The sequence below is a fragment of the Massilia sp. 01N417 genome (genome assembly GCF_056399645.1).
On the sequence record NZ_JBFTRS010000005.1, the window covers coordinates 188,849 to 208,483 of the forward strand.

General features: G+C 68.0%; 20 protein-coding genes. 14 read left to right on the forward strand and 6 right to left on the reverse strand.

Annotated elements, in window-relative coordinates; genetic code table 11:
* Position 1: 1 nt before the first annotated feature.
* Entirely contained in the window at positions 2 to 913 is a 912-nt protein-coding gene (locus tag AC1DOQ_RS07750) for a LysR family transcriptional regulator (protein WP_477361851.1), read from the reverse strand.
* A 108-nt stretch (positions 914 to 1,021) separates the two neighbouring features.
* On the opposite strand from AC1DOQ_RS07750, the gene AC1DOQ_RS07755 reads away from it, so the two are divergent.
* From AC1DOQ_RS07755 to tcuC, 3 genes are read left to right on the forward strand one after another with little or no spacing between them, the layout of a single operon-like run.
* Positions 1,022 to 2,113, forward strand: a complete 1,092-nt coding sequence (locus AC1DOQ_RS07755) for a porin (protein ID WP_477361853.1) — start codon at positions 1,022 to 1,024, stop codon at positions 2,111 to 2,113.
* Positions 2,114 to 2,132: 19 nt separating this feature from the next.
* Complete coding sequence (locus AC1DOQ_RS07760; protein WP_477361855.1) at positions 2,133 to 2,930, forward strand: substrate-binding domain-containing protein; 798 nt, start codon at positions 2,133 to 2,135, stop codon at positions 2,928 to 2,930.
* Between the two features lie 22 nt (positions 2,931 to 2,952).
* Positions 2,953 to 4,281 (forward strand): tricarballylate/proton symporter TcuC, encoded by a 1,329-nt coding sequence (gene tcuC, locus AC1DOQ_RS07765; RefSeq protein WP_477361857.1) that lies wholly within the window; start codon positions 2,953 to 2,955, stop codon positions 4,279 to 4,281.
* 35 nt (positions 4,282 to 4,316) lie between these two features.
* Here tcuC and AC1DOQ_RS07770 read toward each other — a convergent pair whose 3' ends face one another.
* Positions 4,317 to 5,510 carry a 3-hydroxybenzoate 6-monooxygenase gene (locus AC1DOQ_RS07770; protein WP_477361859.1) on the reverse strand — a complete coding sequence of 398 codons (1,194 nt, stop codon included), beginning with the start codon at positions 5,508 to 5,510 and terminating at the stop codon, positions 4,317 to 4,319.
* A 109-nt stretch (positions 5,511 to 5,619) separates the two neighbouring features.
* On the opposite strand from AC1DOQ_RS07770, the gene AC1DOQ_RS07775 reads away from it, so the two are divergent.
* The 11 genes from AC1DOQ_RS07775 to AC1DOQ_RS07825 all read left to right on the forward strand — a co-directional run bounded on the left by AC1DOQ_RS07775 (position 5,620) and on the right by AC1DOQ_RS07825 (position 16,121).
* On the forward strand, positions 5,620 to 6,525 hold the full coding sequence (locus AC1DOQ_RS07775) for a LysR family transcriptional regulator (protein ID WP_477361861.1): 906 nt from the start codon (positions 5,620 to 5,622) through the stop codon (positions 6,523 to 6,525).
* A gap of 260 nt (positions 6,526 to 6,785) precedes the next feature.
* Positions 6,786 to 7,646: a VOC family protein gene (locus AC1DOQ_RS07780; RefSeq protein ID WP_477361863.1), complete on the forward strand. Its 861-nt coding sequence runs from the start codon at positions 6,786 to 6,788 to the stop codon at positions 7,644 to 7,646.
* A complete protein-coding gene (locus AC1DOQ_RS07785) occupies positions 7,643 to 8,365 on the forward strand; it encodes a class II aldolase/adducin family protein (protein ID WP_477361865.1) in 723 nt (240 codons plus the stop codon). Before AC1DOQ_RS07780 ends, AC1DOQ_RS07785 begins: the two co-directional genes overlap by 4 nt.
* The gene (locus AC1DOQ_RS07790; protein ID WP_477361867.1) at positions 8,362 to 9,831 is read left to right on the forward strand and encodes a 2-hydroxymuconic semialdehyde dehydrogenase; all 1,470 of its coding nucleotides are present in this window, start codon (positions 8,362 to 8,364) and stop codon (positions 9,829 to 9,831) included. Before AC1DOQ_RS07785 ends, AC1DOQ_RS07790 begins: the two co-directional genes overlap by 4 nt.
* 25 nt (positions 9,832 to 9,856) lie before the next feature.
* Entirely contained in the window at positions 9,857 to 10,639 is a 783-nt protein-coding gene (dmpE, locus tag AC1DOQ_RS07795) for a 2-oxopent-4-enoate hydratase (protein WP_477362043.1), read from the forward strand.
* A gap of 14 nt (positions 10,640 to 10,653) precedes the next feature.
* Complete coding sequence (gene dmpH / locus AC1DOQ_RS07800) at positions 10,654 to 11,442, forward strand: 2-oxo-3-hexenedioate decarboxylase (protein WP_477361869.1); 789 nt, start codon at positions 10,654 to 10,656, stop codon at positions 11,440 to 11,442.
* A 2-nt stretch (positions 11,443 to 11,444) separates the two neighbouring features.
* Positions 11,445 to 11,636 carry a 4-oxalocrotonate tautomerase gene (locus tag AC1DOQ_RS07805; RefSeq protein WP_477361871.1) on the forward strand — a complete coding sequence of 64 codons (192 nt, stop codon included), beginning with the start codon at positions 11,445 to 11,447 and terminating at the stop codon, positions 11,634 to 11,636.
* 19 nt (positions 11,637 to 11,655) lie between these two features.
* Complete coding sequence (locus AC1DOQ_RS07810; protein WP_477361873.1) at positions 11,656 to 12,606, forward strand: acetaldehyde dehydrogenase (acetylating); 951 nt, start codon at positions 11,656 to 11,658, stop codon at positions 12,604 to 12,606.
* A gap of 1 nt (position 12,607) precedes the next feature.
* Positions 12,608 to 13,621 (forward strand): 4-hydroxy-2-oxovalerate aldolase, encoded by a 1,014-nt coding sequence (gene dmpG, locus AC1DOQ_RS07815; protein WP_477361875.1) that lies wholly within the window; start codon positions 12,608 to 12,610, stop codon positions 13,619 to 13,621.
* 32 nt (positions 13,622 to 13,653) lie between these two features.
* Positions 13,654 to 15,009, forward strand: coding sequence for an MFS transporter (locus AC1DOQ_RS07820; protein WP_477361877.1), 1,356 nt, complete (start codon positions 13,654 to 13,656; stop codon positions 15,007 to 15,009).
* A gap of 26 nt (positions 15,010 to 15,035) precedes the next feature.
* Positions 15,036 to 16,121, forward strand: a complete 1,086-nt coding sequence (locus AC1DOQ_RS07825; protein ID WP_477361879.1) for a porin — start codon at positions 15,036 to 15,038, stop codon at positions 16,119 to 16,121.
* A 20-nt stretch (positions 16,122 to 16,141) separates the two neighbouring features.
* Here the strand turns inward: AC1DOQ_RS07825 and AC1DOQ_RS07830 are convergent, their stop codons facing one another.
* Genes AC1DOQ_RS07830 through AC1DOQ_RS07845 form a run of 4 tightly spaced genes read right to left on the reverse strand, consistent with a single transcriptional unit; the run spans position 16,142 to position 19,635 of the window.
* Entirely contained in the window at positions 16,142 to 17,065 is a 924-nt protein-coding gene (locus AC1DOQ_RS07830; RefSeq protein WP_477361881.1) for a LysR family transcriptional regulator, read from the reverse strand.
* A 57-nt stretch (positions 17,066 to 17,122) separates the two neighbouring features.
* Positions 17,123 to 17,824, reverse strand: coding sequence for an ABC transporter ATP-binding protein (locus AC1DOQ_RS07835; protein WP_477361883.1), 702 nt, complete (start codon positions 17,822 to 17,824; stop codon positions 17,123 to 17,125).
* A gap of 33 nt (positions 17,825 to 17,857) precedes the next feature.
* Complete coding sequence (locus AC1DOQ_RS07840) at positions 17,858 to 18,616, reverse strand: ABC transporter ATP-binding protein (RefSeq protein ID WP_477361885.1); 759 nt, start codon at positions 18,614 to 18,616, stop codon at positions 17,858 to 17,860.
* Entirely contained in the window at positions 18,613 to 19,635 is a 1,023-nt protein-coding gene (locus AC1DOQ_RS07845) for a branched-chain amino acid ABC transporter permease (RefSeq protein WP_477361887.1), read from the reverse strand. The genes AC1DOQ_RS07840 and AC1DOQ_RS07845 overlap by 4 nt, the downstream gene beginning before the upstream one ends.

Sequence of the window (19,635 nt, forward strand, 5' to 3'; positions counted from 1 at the left end):
ATCAACGCGCGGCCGGGCGCTTCAGCAGCGCTTCGGACAGCATCTCGAACAGGGTGCGCGCCGCCGGCGCCATGCTGTGGTTGCGCTTGCTGATCAGGCCCAGCGTGCGCTTGATTTCCGGATTCGCCAGCGGCACGCCGACAATGCCATCGGGCCGCCCCGGCAGCACGGACAGGCCGGGCACCGCGGCCACGCCCATGCCCGCCTCGACCAGCGCCAGCACGCCGGACACGTGGTTGACCTCGCAAAAGATGAGGGGATGCTTTTCCACGCCGGCCAGCGCGGCGTCGATCACGCTGCGGTTGCCGCTGGACTTGGCGACCGAGATATAGCGTTCGTCGACCGTCTCCTTCCAGCTCAGCACCTTGCGCTTCGCCAGCGGATGGTCGCGCCGCATCGCCAGCACATAGCTCTCCACGTAGATCGGGTCGAACACGATCTCCGGATTTTCGGCACCGGCGAAGTTGATGCCGAAGTCGGCTTCGCCGTTCAGCACCAGGTTCAGCACGTCCTGCGCGCTTTCGTCATGCACGCGCACGCGGATGCGCGGGAAGCGCGCGCTGAAGCGCTTCAGCACCTCCGGCAGGAAATGCCAGACGGCGGTCGGCACGCAGGCGAGGGTGACGGTGCCGGTGCGGTGGGCCGCGAGGTCGGCGACGCCCAGCACCGCGTCCTCGAGGCCGTCGAGCGCGGTGCGCACGTTCACCAGGAAGGTCTGGCCCACATTGGTCAGGCGCACGCGGCGGGTGGTGCGCTCGAACAGCTTCACGCCCAGGCTTTCCTCCAGCTTGTCGATGCGGCGGCTGAGCGCCGATTGCGAGAGGAAGAGATCGTCCGCAGCCTGGCGGAAGCTGCCGCGTTCGGCCACGGCGACGAAGGCCTGCAAGTCGTGAAGGTCGTAATTGATGCGCATGGCGCAAGAATACGCGGGAAAATTGCAATTATCAAATGAACCCGTATGAAGCATGATTGGCGCAATAAGCAATCGCCTCGCCAAGAAGGCATTTCATACGGAGACAACGTGCGTCATTCATGCATCCTGACGGCCCTGCTCGTGTCGAGCGGCCCCTGCCTGGCCCAGAGCAGCGTCGAGCTGTACGGCATCGCCGACCTCGGCCTGCGCGCCACCAGCGGCCTGAGCGCCAGGAACACGCCCGCCACGCCGGGCACGACGACCGCCGTCGGCAGCGGCGTCGACAACACCAGCCGCTGGGGCTTCAAGGGTCAGGAATCGCTGGGCGGCGGCTGGAAGGCCCTGTTCCGGCTCGAAGGCGGCATCAATGCCGATACCGGCACCTCGGCCAAGAGCGACCGCATGTTCGACCGCCTGGCCTGGGCCGGCCTCGATTCCCCCTACGGCACGCTGGCACTGGGACGCCAGACCAACCTCCTGTCCGATGCGCTCATCCCCGTCGATCCGCTCGGCAAGCGCGACGCTTCCTTCAACCCGAACATCAACATCGCGGGCCTGAGCAATACCGCCTTCGGTACCCACGCCTTCGGGCGCCAGTATGGTCCCAGCGGCTACGCGGACAACTTCTACCGCCTCGACAACACGGTCAAGTACACCGGCAATCTCGGCCCCTGGCAGGCGCGCGCCGCCTATTCCTTCGGCGAGGTGCCGGGCGACGCGGCGGCATCTTCCAGCCACGGCGTGGCCCTGGCCTACCAGCGCCCGGACTGGGTGGTCTCCGGGGCCACCACGCAATTCCGCAGCCGCGAAGGCATGCCGCTCGACGCCTGGACCATCGGCGCGGCGCTCAAGCAGGGCGCCTGGCAGTTCAAGGCCAACGCCGCGCGCAACGTGGCCGTGACGGGAACGGATAAAAGCGTGCACCAGCGCGTGCTGTCCGCGGGCCTGAGCCGCGCCCTGGGACAGAGCCTGCTCGTGACCACCGCCTGGTACGCGGTGCGGCGCGAAGCCACCGGCCTGCCCGACGACGGCTTCGATCGCGGCTTCCTGTTCGTCGAAGAGACGCTGGCGCCGCGCACCACCGCCTACCTCGAAGCCGATTACACGGTCTGGCGCGGCGACGCCGCGGGCCTGACCGCTTCCCGTCCCAACGACCGCCACGGCACCGGCCTGACGCTGGGCCTCATGCAGAAGTTCTAACCGATACAAGGAGACCGCCATGCGTTCACACCACCTGAAAAACACCGCGATGACGGCGCTGGCCGCGCTTGCACTGGCCACCGCTTCCACCCATGCCGCCCACGCCACCGATCTCCACGTCGTCAGCTCGGGCGGTTTCGCCCAGGCCTACAAGGACCTGGCCGCGCCTTACGAGCGCGCCAGCGGCGACCACCTGGTCTCGGCATGGGGGCCTTCGATGGGCGCGACGAAGAACGCGATCCCGGCGCGGCTGGAGCGCGGCGAGCCGATCGACGTCGTCATCATGGTCGGCGACGCCCTCGACAAGCTGATGGCCGAAGGCCGCCTCGAACCGGGCAGCAAAGTGGTCCTCGCCAATTCGCCGATCGCCTGCGCGGTCCGACACGGCGCCGCCAGGCCGGACATCGGCACCGTCGACGGCCTGCGCGCCGCCTTCCTGGCCGCGCCGCGCGTGGCCTATTCGGACAGCGCGAGCGGCGAATACATCCGGCGCCAGTTGCTGGACAAGCTCGGCATCCGCAAGCAGATGGAGGGCAGGGCGGCCCAGATTCCGGCGACCCCGGTCGGCGAGATCATCGCCCACGGCGAGGCCGATTTCGGCTGCCAGCAGCGCAGCGAACTGAAGCCCGTGCAGGGCATCGACATCGTCGGCCTGCTGCCGCAGGACGTGCAGCTGAAGACGGAGTTCTCCGGCGCCGTGGTGCGCGGCAGCCGCCATCCGGACGCCGCCCGGACCCTGCTGCGTTTCCTCGCCGCGCCGTCGAACGCCGGCGCCATCGAGGCGACCGGGCTGGAACCGGCCGCCGCGGCCCACTGATCAATCTTCTGCGGAGCTCATCATGTCCATCGAATCCACCGTCAACGCGAACCATGCGGCGCCGGCCGTGTCCCCGCCGGCGCGCGCCCCGTCCAGGCTGGGCGCCGTCATCCGGGTCACGAGCGGGAACTTCATCGAAATGTATGATTTCTTCCTGTTCGGCTTCTACGCGCACCAGATCGCCAAGGCCTTCTTCCCGAGCACCAGCGATTACGCCGCGCTGATGATGACCTTCGCCACCTTCGGCGCCGGCTTCTTCATGCGTCCGCTGGGCGCCATCGTCCTGGGCAGCTATATCGACCGCATCGGCCGCCGCAAGGGACTGGTGCTGACGCTGGGGATCATGGCATCCGGCACGGCGCTGATCGCCTTCGTGCCCGGCTATGCCACGATTGGCCTGCTGGCGCCGCTGCTGGTGCTGATCGGCCGCCTGCTGCAGGGCTTCTCGGCGGGCGTGGAACTGGGCGGCGTGTCGGTCTACCTGTCCGAGATGGCGACGCCCGGCAACAAGGGCTTCTACGTCAGCTGGCAGTCGGCCAGCCAGCAGGTGGCCGTGATCTTCGCCGCCGCGCTGGGCTATGGCCTCAACAACGCCATGCCGAAGGACGTCATCGCCGACTGGGGCTGGCGCATTCCCTTCTTCATCGGCTGCTCGATCATCCCGGTGGTCTTCTATATCCGCCGCTCGCTGCAGGAGACCGAAGCCTACCTGGCGCAAAAGTCGCACCCGACCTTCCGCCAGATGATGCGCACCATCGCCTGGAACTGGCCGCTGGTCGCCGCCGGCACCATGCTGGTGGTGATGACGACCGTCGCCTTCTACCTGATCACCGTGTACACGCCGACCTTCGGCAAGAGCGTGCTCCACCTGAGCACCGCGGACAGCCTGCTGGTGACCCTGTGCGTCGGCCTGTCGAACTTCATCTGGCTGCCGGTCATGGGCGCGCTCTCGGACCGTATCGGCCGCTGGCCGGTGATGGCGGTCTGCTCGGCGCTGGCGGCGCTGACGGCCTATCCGGCGCTGTCCTGGCTGATCGCCCATCCGAGCTTCGGCAACATGGTGATGGTCGAGCTGTGGCTGTCCTTCCTGTACGGCAGCTATAACGGCGCCACCATTGCCGCGCTCACCGAGATCATCCCGGTCCAGGTGCGCACCACCGGCTTTTCGCTGGCCTACAGCCTGGCGACGGCGCTGTTCGGCGGCCTGACGCCGCTGGTGTCGACCTGGCTGATCGAAGCCACCGGCGACAAGGCGGCACCCGGCTACTGGATGGCGCTCGCCGGCGCGATCAGCCTGGTCGCCACCTTCCTGGTCTACCGCGGCATTGTCAGGGAGCGGGCGCCGCGCTGACGGCAGCCGGCGCCAGCGCCAGCGGATGATAGGGATCAGGTCTCGGCCAGGCAGTTGTCCAGCTTCCAGTCGTACAGCCAGGCGAGGGCGTCGTGGAAGCCGGATGCGCTGCGGCCCTTCCACAGCTGGTTGCGCACCAGGCGCTCGACGCCGCTGGCGTGGTACAGGCGGCCCATCTCGCGCACCGACAGCACCACGCGGGCGGTGCGGGTGATGCGCGACTTCTGGTACAGGGCGAAGGCGGCTTGCATGTCGTGGCGGCAGCGGCGCACCGCTTCGCCCAGGGTCACGGCGTCTTCCAGGGCCATGCAGGCGCCCTGGGCCAGGTACTGCATCATCGGGTGGGCGGCGTCGCCCAGCAGCGTGATGCGCCCCTTGGTCCAGTTGTCGACCGGGTCGCGGTCGGCGGTGCTCCAGCGGCGCCAGCTGGAGGGCGTGTGCAGCAGGCGGCGCGGCAGCTCGTCGATGCCGGTGAAGTAGGACAGCACTTCCTCCTTGCTGCCGTCGCTCACGCCCCAGGTTTCCTGCTCGCGGCTGTGGAAGGTGACGACCAGGTTGTACTGGTGGCCGCCGCGCAGCGGGTAGTGCACCAGGTGGCAGTTGGGGCCGGCCCAGACCACCGGGGCGTTCCAGCGCAGCTCCTCGGGCATCTGGTCCACCGGCACCACGGCGCGGTAGACCACGTGGCCCGACACGCGGGCCTGGTCGCCGATCACCGCCTCGCGCACCACCGACTTCACGCCGTCGCAGCCGATCAGCCAATCGGCGACGAAGCGGCGGCCATCCTTGCACTGCACGGTGACGCGGCTCTCGTCCTGCTCGACGGCGTCGACGTGGCAGGAAGTGATCAGCTCGATGCCGGGCGTGGTGCGTACGTGTTCGAGGATGGCGGTGTGGATGTCGGCGCGGTGGATCACGGCATAGGGATTGCCGAAGCGGGCGCGGAAGGCGTCGCCGACCTCGACCTCCGCGACCTTGCCGCAATCGACCGCGTCCATCATCACCAGGCGGTCGGTGAACACGGCGCGTTCGCGTACATGCTGGCCGACGCCCAGGGCGTCGAGGGCGGCGAAGGCGTTCGGGCCGAGCTGCAGGCCGGCGCCGATCTCGCCGAGGGTGGCGGCCTGCTCCAGCACCGTGACCGGGATGCCCTGGCGCGCGAGGGCCAGCGCCGCTGCGATGCCGCCGATGCCGGCGCCGGCGACGATGACGGAGTTAGAAGAAGTCATGATGGTCTCCATGCGTTTTCTGAATGGAGCCAGTGTGACGAAACAGCACTATCTCGGAAACGGATCGTTTATGATTCATTAAATCAGGATTTTAAATAATGGTGGATGGATGAAGCGCTTCGACCTCGAACTGCTGCTGATCTTCGACGAGATCTACAAGACCGGCAACGTGACCCGCGCCGCCGACAACCTCGGCCTGCCGCAATCCACGGTCAGCCTCGGCCTGGGCAAGCTGCGCGGCCATTTCAACGACCAGCTCTTCACCCGCACCGCGCGCGGCATGGTGCCGACCCCGCGCGCCCAGAACGCCATCGAGGACGTGCGCCGCTCGCTCCAGGCCCTGCAGCACGCGCTGGCCGACCAGCCGGTGTTCGACCCGGCCGCCAGCAAGCGCGAGTTCCGCATCTGCATGACGGACATCAGCGAGATCGTGCTGCTGCCGCGCCTCCTGAACCACCTGCGCGAGACCGGGCCCGGCATCCATCTCGAGATCTCGAAGATCTCGCCGGACAGTCCGGCCGACCTGGCCAGCGGTGCGGTCGACCTGGCAGTCGGCTTCATGCCCCACCTGGAGGCCGGCTTCTACCAGCAGAAGCTATTCGACCAGCACTTCGTGTGCCTGGTCGCGCACGATCATCCGCGCGTGGGCGACACCCTCAGCCTGGAAGCGCTGCGCAGCGAAGCCCACCTGCGGGTACGTACCTCGGGCACCGGCCACGCCATCGTCGACCGCATGCTGGCGCGCGAGGGCATCGAGCGCAACGTGGTGCTGAACCTGCCCAGCTTCCTCGGCGTGGCGCGGATCGTGGCCCAGACCGAGCTGCTGGCCATCGTTCCGCAGCGCTACGCGGCCGAACTGGCGAGCACCGAGGCGGTGCGCCTGCTGCCGGTGCCGGTCGAGCTGCCCAGCTACCAGGTCAAGCAGCACTGGCACGAGCGCTATCACGCGGATGTGTCGAACCGCTGGCTGCGGCAGTTGCTGGCGTCGCTGTTCGGCCCTGCCCATACTGTATAAAAAAATCACATACCGGCTATAGAAAACATTTGCTATGGGAATAGGCGCGCCTTGCGTACATTCTCATTCAACAAGAGTTCGCGAACCAGCACCGTCCGCCACAGCGCAGGACGGGCGGCGCGGCCGGTGGAGACAACAATCGATCATCGTCGTCAGGATTGACGCCATGGTGGGCCTGGCAACAGGACCGCCGGGGGCCGTCACGTCTCCTCCCCGCCGCACCGCGGCCGGCTCGCACAGCCGATTGCAAAGGAAGGGACATGATCAACCTGCACGACATCCGCTATGTCCGGCTTGGCACGCAAGACCTGGCCAGCGCCGAAAAGTACGCCACCACCATCCTTGGGCTGCAGGTCGCGGCACGCGAGCCGAAGGCGGTGTATTTTCGCTCCGACAGCCGCGACCACACGCTCTGCTACTTCGAGGGCGACCCGCGCGACCACACCACCGCCTTCGAAGTCGCCGACAGCGCCGCCTTCGATGCCGCCGCCGCGACCCTGGAGAGCCGGCGCTTCGAGGTCCACCTCGGCAGCGCCACCGAATGCGAGGCGCGGCGCGTGCGCGGCTTCCTGAAGTTCAGGGACCCGAGCGGCAACAATATCGAACTGGTGCTGGCGCCGCACCACAACGGCCGGCGGTATTTCCCGACCCGCGACGCCGGCATCACGGGCTTCAGCCACGTCGGCCTGCGCACCACCGATCCGAAGCGCGACGAAGCCTTCTGGACCGGACTCGCCAGCGCAAAGGTCAGCGACTGGATCGGCGACGCGCCGCTGCTGCGGATCGACGAGGTCCACCACAAGATCGCGCTGTTCCCCTCGACCTTCGCCGGCATCCAGCACATCAACCACCAGGTCGAGAGCATCGACGACCTGATGCGCGCCTGGTACCTGCTGCAAGAGCACGGGATCCCGATCCGCTTCGGCCCGGGACGGCACCCGACCTCCGGCGCCATGTTTCTCTACTTCGAAGGCCCGGACGGCATGACCTACGAATACTCGACCGGCGTGCGCCTGATCGGCAAGGAAGATGAGGCGAGCTACCAGCCGCGCCAGTTCCCCTTCCGCAGCGATTCCTTCTGCCAGTGGGGCGCCAAACCCGATATCCCGGAGTTCAAATGATGGGCGCCGAAGTCATCGCCACCGTCGGGCAGCAGCGCCGGCTGCGGATCGCCGCGCGTGCACTGGCGCGGGCCAACCTGGTGCACGCCTATGGCCACTGCAGCCTGCGGCTCGACGCCGCCCACTTCCTGGTGTGCGCGCCGAAGCCGATGGCGCTGATCACGCAGCACGACGACGGCGTGGTGGTGCCGGTGGACGGCCCGCTGCCCGCGGGCGTGTTGGGCGAGGTGCGCATCCACCAGCACATCTACCGCAACCGTCCCGAGCTGGGCGCCGTCATCCGCAGCATGCCGCCGACCGTGATGTCGCTGTCGACCGCGCGCTGCACGCCGCAGCGCCGGCATGGCATGGGCGCCTACTTCCCGGCGCCGGTGCCGCTGTGGGACGACCCGCAGCTGATCCGCACCGAAGAGCAGGCCGCCGGCGTGGCGCGCGAACTGGGGCAGGGCAATGCGGTTGTCATGCGCGGCAACGGCGCCGTGGTCGCCGCGCCGACGCTCGAGAAGGCACTGGTGCTGACCTGGTATCTGGAAGACGCGGCCCGGGTCGAGCTGCAGGTGCGCAGCGCCGGGCTGGCGCCGCAGGGCGCGGTGCTCGACGAGCGCGAAGCGGCGCTGCGCGCCACCGACGCCGGCCGGATCTTCGAACGCATGTGGGACTACCTGACGGCAGGCGACCACGAATCCTCATTCAATCAATCACCAATGGAAAACGCATGAACAGGACCGATCGAGACATGTTCCCGAACTTCATCAACGGGAAATGGGTGCAGAGCGAGCGCTGCTTCGAGAACCGCAACCCGGCCGACAACAGCCTGATCGGCAGCGTCAGCGAAGCCGGCCAGCTTGAGGTCGACGCCGCCGTGCAGGCTGCGCGCGCGGCCATGGAAGGTCCCTGGGGCAAGATGCCCCTGGCGAAGCGCGCCGAGCTGATGCACGCGGTGGCGGACCGCATCATGGCCCGCTTCGACGAGTTCGTGGCGGCGGAAGTCGCCGACACCGGCAAGCCCTGGCACCTGGCCAGCCACCTCGACATCCCGCGCGGCGCGGCCAACTTCAAGATCTTCGCCGACGTGGTCAAGAACGTGCCCACCGAAAGCTTCGACATGGTCACGCCGGACGGCGGCCAGGCGCTGAACTATGGCGTGCGTGGCCCGAAGGGCGTGATCGCCGTGATCTGCCCGTGGAATCTGCCGCTGCTGCTGATGACCTGGAAGGTCGGCCCGGCCCTGGCCTGCGGCAACGCGGTGATCGTCAAGCCGTCCGAAGAGACGCCGGCCACCGCGACCCTGCTGGCCGAAGTGATGAACGAGGTCGGCGTGCCGCCCGGCGTGTACAACGTGGTGCACGGCTTCGGCAAGGACTCGGCCGGCGAATTCCTGACCCGCCACCAGGGCGTCGATGCGATCACCTTCACCGGCGAAACCGGCACCGGCGAAGCCATCATGGCCGCCGCCGCCAGGGGCATGCGCGCGGTGTCGATGGAATTGGGCGGCAAGAACCCCGGCATCGTGTTCGCCGACGCCGACTTCGACAAGGCCGTCGCCGGCATCGCCCGTTCGGCCTTCGACAACGCCGGCCAGGTCTGCCTCGGCACCGAGCGCGTCTACGTGCAGCGCCCGATCTTCGACCAATTCGTCGCCGCCCTGAAGGAAAAGGCCGAGGGCTTCACGCTGGGCCACCCGCTGGCCGAAGGCACGAACTTCGGCCCCCTGGTTTCGCAGGAACACCGCCGCAAGGTGCTGTCCTACTACCGCAAGGCGGCCGAGGAAGGCGCCACCGTCGTCACGGGCGGCGGCGTACCCGACGTCGGCGCCGCGCTGCAGGACGGCGCCTGGGTCGAGCCGACCATCTGGACCGGCCTGCCGGAATCCTCGGCGGTGATCAAGGAAGAGATCTTCGGCCCCTGCTGCCACATCGCGCCCTTCGACACCGAGGAAGAAGCGATTGCGCTGGCGAACGACACCCGCTACGGCCTGGCCGCCACCGTGTGGACCGGCGATCTCGGCACCGCCCACCGCATGGGCAAAGCCCTCAAGGTCGGCATCTGCTGGATCAATTCCTGGTTCCTGCGCGACCTGCGCACGGCTTTCGGCGGATCCAGGCATTCCGGCATCGGCCGCGAGGGCGGCATCCACTCGCTCGAGTTCTACACCGAGCTGAAAAACGTCTGCGTCAAACTGTGAGGGAAGGATGAACACTGTGAACAAGATGAACCGCGGCGACCTTGAACAGTACGGCAACGAGCTGTACCGGGCGCTGGTCGAACGCAAGGCGGTCGAGCCGCTGACGGCGCGCGTCGAAGGCCTGACCATCCAGGACGCCTACCAGATCCAGCTGCACATGATCGCGCGCCGCCTGCAGGCCGGCGAGCGCGTCATCGGCAAGAAGATCGGCGTGACCAGCAAGGTCGTGATGGACATGCTGAAGGTCGGCCAGCCCGACTTCGGCCACCTGACGTCCGGCATGGTCTACAACGACGGCGACGCCATCGAGGCGTCCAGCCTGATCGCGCCGAAGGCCGAGGGCGAGATCGCCTTCGTGCTCGGCCGCGACCTGGGCGGCCCGGGCGTGACCGAGGCCGATGTGCTGAGCGCCACCGACTACGTGCTGCCCTGTTTCGAGATCGTCGATTCACGCATCCGCGATTGGCAGATCCGCATCGAGGACACGGTGGCCGACAACGCTTCGTCCGGCGTGTTCGTGCTGGGCGACACGGCAGTCGACCCACGCAGCATCGACCTCAGGACGGTCGGCATGACGCTCGAGAAGAACGGCGAGATCGCCGCCACCGGCGCCGGCGCCGCGGCGCTGGGCAATCCGCTCACGGCCGTGGCCTGGCTGGCCAACACCCTGGGTGAACTGGGCATGTCGCTGAAGGCGGGCGAAGTCATCTTGTCCGGCTCCCTGGCCGCCATGCTGCCGGTGCAGGCGGGCGACAGCCTGCGCATGAGCCTGGGCGGCATCGGCTCGGCCACGGTTCGTTTCATCTGACTCGGGAAATCACCATGCAACTGGATCAATCCACCATCGCGGCGCTGGCCGAACACCTCGAAGACGCCGAGCTCAATGCCCGCGCCGTCGGCAAGATCACCGATCGCTACCCGGACATGGACTGGGAAGACGCCTATGCCATCCAGGACGCCATCCGCGCCCGCAAGGAAGCGCGCGGCACGCCCATTTGCGGTCTCAAGATGGGCCTGACCTCGCCGGCCAAGATCAAGCAGATGGGCGTCAAGGAGCCGATCTACGGCTTCCTCAACGGCCTGCACGCCTACCGGACCGGCGCCGGAATCGATACCGCATCGCTGATCCACCCGAAGGTCGAGGCCGAGATCGGCTTCGTGCTGAAGCGTCCCCTGAAGGGACCGGGCTGCCACGTCGGCGAGGTGCTGGCCGCCACCGACTACGTGGTCGGCACCGTCGAGGTGATCGACTCGCGCTATGAGAACTTCAAGTTCGACCTCAAGAGCGTCATTGCCGACAACACTTCGGCGGCGCGCTACGTGGTCGGCGATACCTACCGCCAGGTGGCCGGGCTGGACTTGCGCAACCTCGGCATCGTCCTGCGCAAGAACGGCGCGGTGGCGACCGTGGCCTCCGGCGCGGCGGTGCTGGGCCATCCGGCCGCCAGCGTCGCGATGTTGGCGAACATGCTGGGCGCGCGCGGCCGCGAGATCCCGGCCGGCGTGCTGATCATGACCGGCGGCGCCACCGAGGCGGTGGCCGTGGAGAAGGGCGACCGCGTGTCGGTCGACTTCCAGTGGCTCGGTTCGGTGAGCATGGAGTTCACCTGATCATGCCCATCATCCAGGTGAATTTGATGGAAGGCCGCAGCGACGAGCAGAAGGAGGCGCTGATCGCGGCGCTGACGGACGCCACGGTGCAGAGCCTGGGAGCGCCGCGCGACAGCGTGCGCGTACTGCTGAACGAGATGCCGAAGACCCACTGGGGCATCGGCGGCAAGAGCGCGAAGGCGCTCGGGCGCTGACAAGCAAAGGAAAGACGCAATGAACAAGGAAAGAATGAAGGTCGCGATCATCGGTTCCGGGAATATCGGCACCGACCTGATGATCAAGGTGATGCGTAACAGCCGGCACCTGGAGATGGGCGCGATGGTCGGCATCGATCCGGCCTCCGACGGCCTGGCGCGCGCCGCCCGGCTGGGCGTGCCGACCACCCACGAAGGCATCGACGGTCTGCTGGCGCTGCCGGGCTTCGGCGACATCAAGGTGGTGTTCGACGCCACCAGCGCGGCCGACCATCCGAAGCACGATGCGCGGCTGCGGCCGCACGGAATCAAGGTGATCGACCTGACTCCGGCCGCCATCGGTCCCTACCTGGTACCGGTGGTGAACCTCGAAGACCACCTCGAGAGCGCCAACGTCAACATGGTGACCTGCGGCGGCCAGGCGACCATCCCGATCGTCGCCGCGGTCTCGCGCGTGGCCACGGTCCATTACGGCGAGATCGTCGCCTCGATCTCGAGCCGCTCGGCCGGCCCCGGCACCCGTGCCAACATCGACGAGTTCACCGAAACCACCTCGCGCGCCATCGAGAGCGTCGGCGGTGCCGCCCGCGGCAAGGCCATCATCGTGCTGAATCCCGCCGAGCCGCCGATCATGATGCGCGATTCGGTGTTCTGCCTGTCCGAGGTGGCCGACCAGGCCGCCATCGAAGCCTCGATCGCGAAGATGGTGGCCGAGGTGCAAAAATACGTGCCCGGCTACCGCCTGAAGCAAAAGGTCCAGTTCGACCTGATCTCTCCCGAGCAGCCGCTGAACATCCCCGGCGTCGGCAGGATGAGCGGCCTGAAGACCTCCGTGTTCCTCGAAGTCGAGGGCGCGGCCCACTACCTGCCTGCCTATGCCGGCAACCTCGACATCATGACCAGCGCGGCCCTGGCCTGCGCCGAGCGTTTCGCCGAGCACGCGCTGAACGCGCTGGCCCTGGAGAACTGACATGACCGCATCCAAGAAAATCTACATCTCCGACGTCACCCTGCGCGACGGCAGCCACGCCGTGCGCCACCAGTACTCGGTCGAGCAGGCGCGCCGCATCGCCGCCGCGCTGGACGCTGCCCGCGTCGACAGCATCGAAGTCGCCCACGGCGACGGCCTGCAGGGATCGAGCTTCAACTACGGCTTCGGTGCCCACAGCGACCTCGAATGGATCGAGGCGGTGGCCGACACGGTCAGGCACGCGAAGATCGCGACCCTGCTGCTGCCCGGCATCGGCACCACCCACGACCTGAAGAACGCCTACCACGCCGGCGCCCGCGTGGTGCGGGTGGCGACCCACTGCACCGAGGCCAACATCTCGCGCCAGCACATCGAATATGCGCGTGCGCTCGGCATGGACACGGTCGGCTTCCTGATGATGAGCCACATGACCACGCCGGCCGGGCTGGCCGAGCAGGCCAGGCTGATGGAAAGCTATGGCGCGACCTGCATCTACGTGGTCGACTCGGGCGGCGCACTGACCATGAACGACGTGCGCGACCGCTTCCGCGCCCTGAAGGACGTGCTGCGTCCCGAGACCGAAACCGGCATGCACGCCCACCACAACCTCAGCCTCGGCGTCGCCAACAGCATCGTCGCGGTGGAGGAGGGCTGCGACCGCGTCGACGCCAGCCTGGCCGGCATGGGCGCGGGGGCGGGCAATGCGCCGCTCGAAGTCTTCGTCGCGGCGGCCGAGCGCATGGGCTGGAACCATGGCTGCGACCTGTACGCGCTGATGGATGCGGCCGACGACATCGTGCGGCCGCTGCAGGACCGCCCGGTGCGGGTCGACCGCGAGACGCTGGCGCTCGGCTATGCCGGCGTGTACTCGAGCTTCCTGCGGCATGCAGAGACGGCCTCCGCAAAATACGGCGTCAAGACCGTGGACATCCTGGTGGAGCTGGGCAAACGGCGGATGGTGGGCGGACAGGAGGACATGATCGTCGATGTCGCCCTGGACCTGGCGAACCGCTGATCCGAAAAATACAACGAATGGAGGAGACGGACATGCAAAACAAGAACACCGTAACAATCGACGACATCATCGGCGGCACGAAGCTGTCGGGCTACCAGATCGCGGTCCTGGTGCTGTGCTTCATCGTGGTCGCCATCGACGGCTTCGATACCGCGTCGATCGGCTACATCGCTCCGGCGCTGAAGCAGGAATGGGGGCTCACGCCGCCGCAGCTGGCGCCGGCCTTCGGCGCCGGCCTGTTTGGCCTGATGATCGGCGCCTTCCTGATGGGGCCGATCGCCGACCGCATCGGCCGCAAGGCCGCCATCCTGATGTCGATGCTGGTATTCGGCACCGGCACCCTGGTGTCGGCGTTTTCCGGCTCGATCGGCATGCTGACCGTGATGCGCTTCCTGATCGGCATCGGCCTGGGCGGGGCGATGCCGATCTGTATCGCGCTGACTTCGGAATTCTCGCCGCAGAAGCAGCGCGTATTCCTGGTGAGCCTGAGCTTCTGCGGCTTCACCGCCGGCTTCGCGCTGGGCGGCGAACTGTCGGCGCAGATCATTGCCAGCTACGGCTGGCGCGGCGTGCTGGTCGCCGGCGGCGTGGCGCCGCTGGTGCTGGTGCCCTTCCTGTGGCGCCTGCTGCCGGAATCGGTACGCTACCTGGCCAGCCGTCCGGAACGTGCCGAGGCCCTGCACCAGGTCGTCGAAAAAATCGTCGGCGACAAGCGCTGGCGCGGTCACACCATCGTCGCCGGCGACGTCGGCGCCAAGCAGAAGTCCCCGGTTTCGCAGCTGTTCAGCGGCGGCTTCGCGGCGCGCACCCTGCTGATCTGGGTGGCCTATTTCTGCTCGCTGTTCGTGTTCTACCTGCTGTCCAGCTGGCTGCCGACCATCATGAAGGATGCCGGCTATTCGATCCCGTCGGCGGCCCGCATCGGCGCCATGGTGCCGCTCGGCGGCACGATCGGCGCCGTGGTGCTGGCGCGTCTGATGGACCGTTTCAATCCCTGCGCCGTGCTGGCCGGTTCCTACTTCCTGGCCGGCATTGCCCTGAGCTGCCTCGGCCACGTCATCCACGACCAGGGCTGGCTGGCCTTCATGGCCTTCTGGATCGGCTTCGGCGTGGTGGGCGCGCAGACGGGCATGAACGCCTTCGTCGCCGGCCTGTATCCGACCACGGCGCGCGCCACCGGCATCGCTTGGGCACTGGCGGTGGGACGCATCGGCTCGATCGTCGGTTCGATGATCGGCGGCGCGCTGATGATGGCGCTGGGCGACGCGGTTCCGCTGTTCCAGGTGATCGCCATCCCGATGGCCTTCGGCGCCATCGCCCTGTTCGTCGTGAATTCGCTGCACCGCGGCGGGGCGCCGGTGCAGCCCGTCGTGGTCGACGCGCATTGACCCTCGAGATCGCAAGGAGACAAGAATTGAAACGAGTATTCCTGACACTGGCCGTCTCGCCGCTGCTGTGCACGGCGGCCATGGCCCAGACCTCGGTGACGGTCTACGGCATCGTCGACAGCGCCCTGGCCTACACCACCAACGTGAATGCGGCCGGCGCCAACATGACCAAGATGCCGGGCTTGACCGGCAGCCTGCCGTCGCGGCTGGGCTTCCGCGGCAGTGAAGACCTGGGCAATGGCTTGAAGGCGGTGTTTGCCCTCGAAGACGGGATCCAGGTCGATACCGGCCAGCCCAGCCAGGGCGGGCGCCTGTTCGGCCGCCAGGCCTGGGTCGGCCTGCAGACGCCCTACGGCACCTTCATGCTGGGGCGCCAGCAGAACATGACCTTCTACGCCACCCAGAAGAGTGATGTGCTGGGGCCGAACCTGTTCTCGATCAGCAGCATCGACCTCTACATCCCGAATGCGCGCAGCGACAACGCGATCGGCTACCTGGGGAATATCGACGGCGTGGTGCTGGGTGCGACCTGGAGCACCGGCCGCGATGCCGCCACCAGCGGCGGTCCGGCGGCCACGTCCTGCGGCGGCGAGGTGGCCGGCGACGCCCGCGCCTGCCGCCAGGTGACGGCGCTGGCGGGGCTGGAACGGGCCCGCTATGGTTTCAATGTCGCTTACGACCGCATGAACGGCGGCCCGGGTGCCGCTTTCGGCCTGAACGCTTCCCGCTACCATGACCGCCGCCTGATGGGCAACGGCTACGTGATGCTGGGCGCGACCAAGGTCGGCGGCGGCGTGATGGTGCGTTCGACCCACGCCGCCGGCGGCGACGTCGATTCGAACCTCTACTACCTGGGCTTCAGCAGCCCCCTGTCGGCGGCCCTCCAGCTCGACGTCCAGGGCGCCCGGCGCGACCAGAAGGACAGCCCGAACGACAGCACCATGCTGGTCGCGCGCCTGGTCTACTCCCTGTCGCGCCGCAGCGCCGTGTATGCGGCGGTCGGCAGCATGGACAACAGCGGAACGGCGGCGATCGCCCTCGATGCCGGCGGCACCGTGGGCGCCGGCATGCGCCAGAACGGCTTCATGACCGGGATTCGCCACATCTTCTGAATGGCGGGGCGCGCGGCCGTTCAGGCGGCCCGCGCTCCGCCGTCCGCCTCGTCGTTGAACAGCTGGGTGACGACGCCGCGCAGCCAGGTGGTCTTCGGGTCCTTGTGGTAGCGCTGGTGCCAGTACATCTTGAGGTCGTACTTCGGGATCTCCACCGGCGGCATCAGGATCCTGACGTCCTGCTGGCGGGCGAAGGCGTTGGCCACCGGCCGCGGCAGCACCACGACCAGATCCGAGCCGGCGATGATCGCATGGATGCTCATGTAGTGCGAGGTACGCAGCACAATCTTGCGTTCGATGCGGCGCGCACCCAGCTCCGCCTCGAACATTTCCTGGCTGCGGCTGCCGTCCTTCACAAAGGCGTGCTCGGCCTGGGTGAATTCCTCCAGCGTCATACGCGGGCCCGCGATCGGGTGGCCCGCCCTTACCATGCAGGCCAGGTCGTGCGAGAACAGGCGCTGCTGGTAGATCGCGCTTTCCTTGATGTCGGGGTAGTAGCCGAGTATCAGGTCCACATCGCCGGACAGCAGCGCTTCCTCGAGCCGGCCCGGCGGCAGGGTCAGGGAGCGGATGCGCGCCCTCGGCGCCGCCTGCTTCAGGTAGTGGAAGAGCTTGGGCAGAAACACGGTTTCGCCGATCGCGCTCAGGCAGAACACCAGTTCGTCGGTGGCCTGGGCCGGATCGAATTCGGGGCTGCGCAGGATTTCGGAGTCGACCAGGTCGAGCATCTCGCGCGTCTTGCCGATCAGGCTGGAGGCGCGCGGGGTCGGCATCATGATGCCGCCATGGCGGATGAACAGCGGATCGCCGAAGGAATGGCGCAGGCGGGCAAGGGCGGCGCTGGCGGTCGGCTGGCTCAGGTTCAGCTGGGCGGCGGCGGCGGTGACGCTGCCGGTGTCGTGCACCGCGAGCAGCAGGCGCAACAGGTTCAGATCGACTTTCATGCTTCAGTGTCGCATACCGCCGGCCTTGCGGACAAGCCTTGCGCCATCCCGCCGGGGTCACACCCCGAGGTAGCGCGCCAGCGTCTCCGGTGCCGCCAGCAGCCCGGCCGAACTGCCGCGCGCCACCACCTGGCCCTTTTCCAGCACCACCGCGGAATCGGTATGCGACAGCACCGCATGGTAGTTGCGGTCGACGATCAAGGTGGCGATGCCGGTCTTGCCGATCTCCGCGATCACGCGCCAGATCTCGGCCACGATCAGCGGGGCCAGGCCCTCGGTCGCCTCGTCTAGGATCATCAGGTCCGGATTCGTCATCAGCGCGCGGCCGATCGACAGCATCTGCTGCTCGCCGCCGGACAGCTGGTGGCCGCCGTGGCCGAGGCGTTCGGCCAGGCGCGGGAAGGTGTCCAGCACGCGCTCGTAGGTCCAGTCATTGCGCCCGCCCGGGCCGCGGCGCGCCGTCATCACCAGGTTCTCGCGCACCGACAGGTTGGGGAAGATGCCGCGCCCTTCGGGCACGTAGCCGATGCCGAGCCGCGCCATGCGCTCGGGCGCATGGCCGGTGACTTCGCGCCCGCCCCAGCTCACCGTGCCGGAAGCCGCCGGCACATAGCCCATCAGCGAGCGGATCAGTGTGGTCTTGCCCATGCCGTTGCGGCCGAGCAGGCCGACCGCGGTGCCCGGCGCGATCTCGAGATCGACCCCCTGCAGGATGTGGCTGTCGCCATAATAGGTGTTCAGTGCGCGAATCTGGAGCAAGGTAAACCTCGTGTCGTCGGGGGCGTGGATGGTTCAGGCATGGGCGTCGCCCAGGTAGGCCCGCTGCACCTCGGGGCTGGAGCGCACGTCGGCGGGCGTGCCGCTGGCGATCACGGCGCCGTTGACCATCACCGTGATGCGGTCGGCCACGCGGAACACGGCATCCATGTCGTGCTCGACCAGCAGGATGGCGTGGCCGGGGCGCAGGCCCTCCAGCATGGCCAGCATGCGTTCGCTCTCCTCGGCGCCCATGCCGGCCAGCGGCTCGTCGAGCAGCAGCACCTGGGGCGCGGTGGCCAGGCACATGGCGATTTCGAGCTGGCGCTTCTTCCCATGGCTCATGCTGCCGGCGTTCAGGTGGAGGGCGTCGGCCAGGCCGGTGGCATCCAGCGCGGCGCGCGCCGCCTCGAGGCTGGCGCGGCAGGATTGGGCGCCCTGCCACAGGCGCCAGGGCTTCTGGTGCGCAGCCTGGGCCGCGAGCCGGCAGTTCTCCAGCACCGACAGGGCCGGGAAGATCGTGGTGCGCTGGTAGCTGCGGCCCACGCCCGAGCGCGCGCGGCGCGGCTGCGACAGTCCGGTGATGTCCTTGCCGTCCAGGCGGATCTGGCCGGAGGACAGCGGGATTTCGCCGGACAGCAGGTTGATCAGGGTCGACTTGCCGGCGCCGTTGGTGCCGATCACCGCGTGTACCTGGCCGCGGTGCAGGTCGATCGAGACGCCGTCGACGGCGACCAGGCCGCCGAAGCGGCGCGTCAGGCCGCTGGCCTGCATCAGGGGTGGCTGGTCATTCATGGGCGGCTCCGCTTGAAGGAAAAGCGCCGGCCGATGCCGATCAGGCCCTTCGGCAGCAGGGCGACGAAGGCGATCATGGTCAGGCCCAGCGTCAGCTGCCAGCGTCCGGCGATGGCCGGGCCGAGCAGCGCTTCCGACGAATAGAATTCCTTGAGCAGCACGAAGGCCGCCGCGCCGATCACGGCTCCGCGCAGCGAGCCCAGGCCGCCGAGGATGATCATCATCAGCACCGCGCCGGATTCATGCCAGGACAGCAGTTCCGGGTTGACCACGCCATTCTTCGAAACGTAGAGGAAACCCGCCATGCCGGCCAGTGCGCCCGCCAGCACGAAGGCGGCCAGCTTGTAGCGGTAGGTCTGGAAGCCGGCCGCGCGCATGCGCTGCTCGTTGATGCGGATGCCCGCCAGCGCATGGCCGAAGCGCGAGCGCAGCACCAGCGCCAGCAAGGCGTAGCACAGCACCAGCAGGCCGAGGGCGGCGAAGTAGAGGTGGAGCGGCTGCTCGAAGTCGGCCAGCACGGTGTCGCCCACCTTCAGCACCGGGCGCATCATCAGGTACATGCCGTCGCTGCCGCCGCCGATCGGGGTGTCGTGGAACACGAAGTAGGCCATCTGGGCGAAGGCCAGGGTCACCATGATGAAATACACTTCGCGCGTGCGCAGGCTGAGCGCGCCGACCAGCAGCGCATACGCGCCCGCCGCCAGCATCGACAGCCCGAGCAGCAGCAGCGGCGAGCCGGCCTCGTACTGGGGCGCGGCCAGCGCGGTGGCGTAGGCGCCGATGCCGAAGAAGGCCGCGTGGCCGAGGCTGACCAGGCCGGTGGTCCCGGCCAGCAGTTCGAGGCTGAGGGCGAAGATCGCGTAGATGACGATCTTCATCACCAGTTCCTGGTAATAGGTCTCGAGCACCAGCGGCGCGAAGGCCAGGACGACGGCGACCGCGGCCGGTGCCAGCCAGTCGCCGCCCCAGCGTCCACGCGGGACGCCGGTTGCTGCGGCGAGGGGGACGGAAGAATGCAT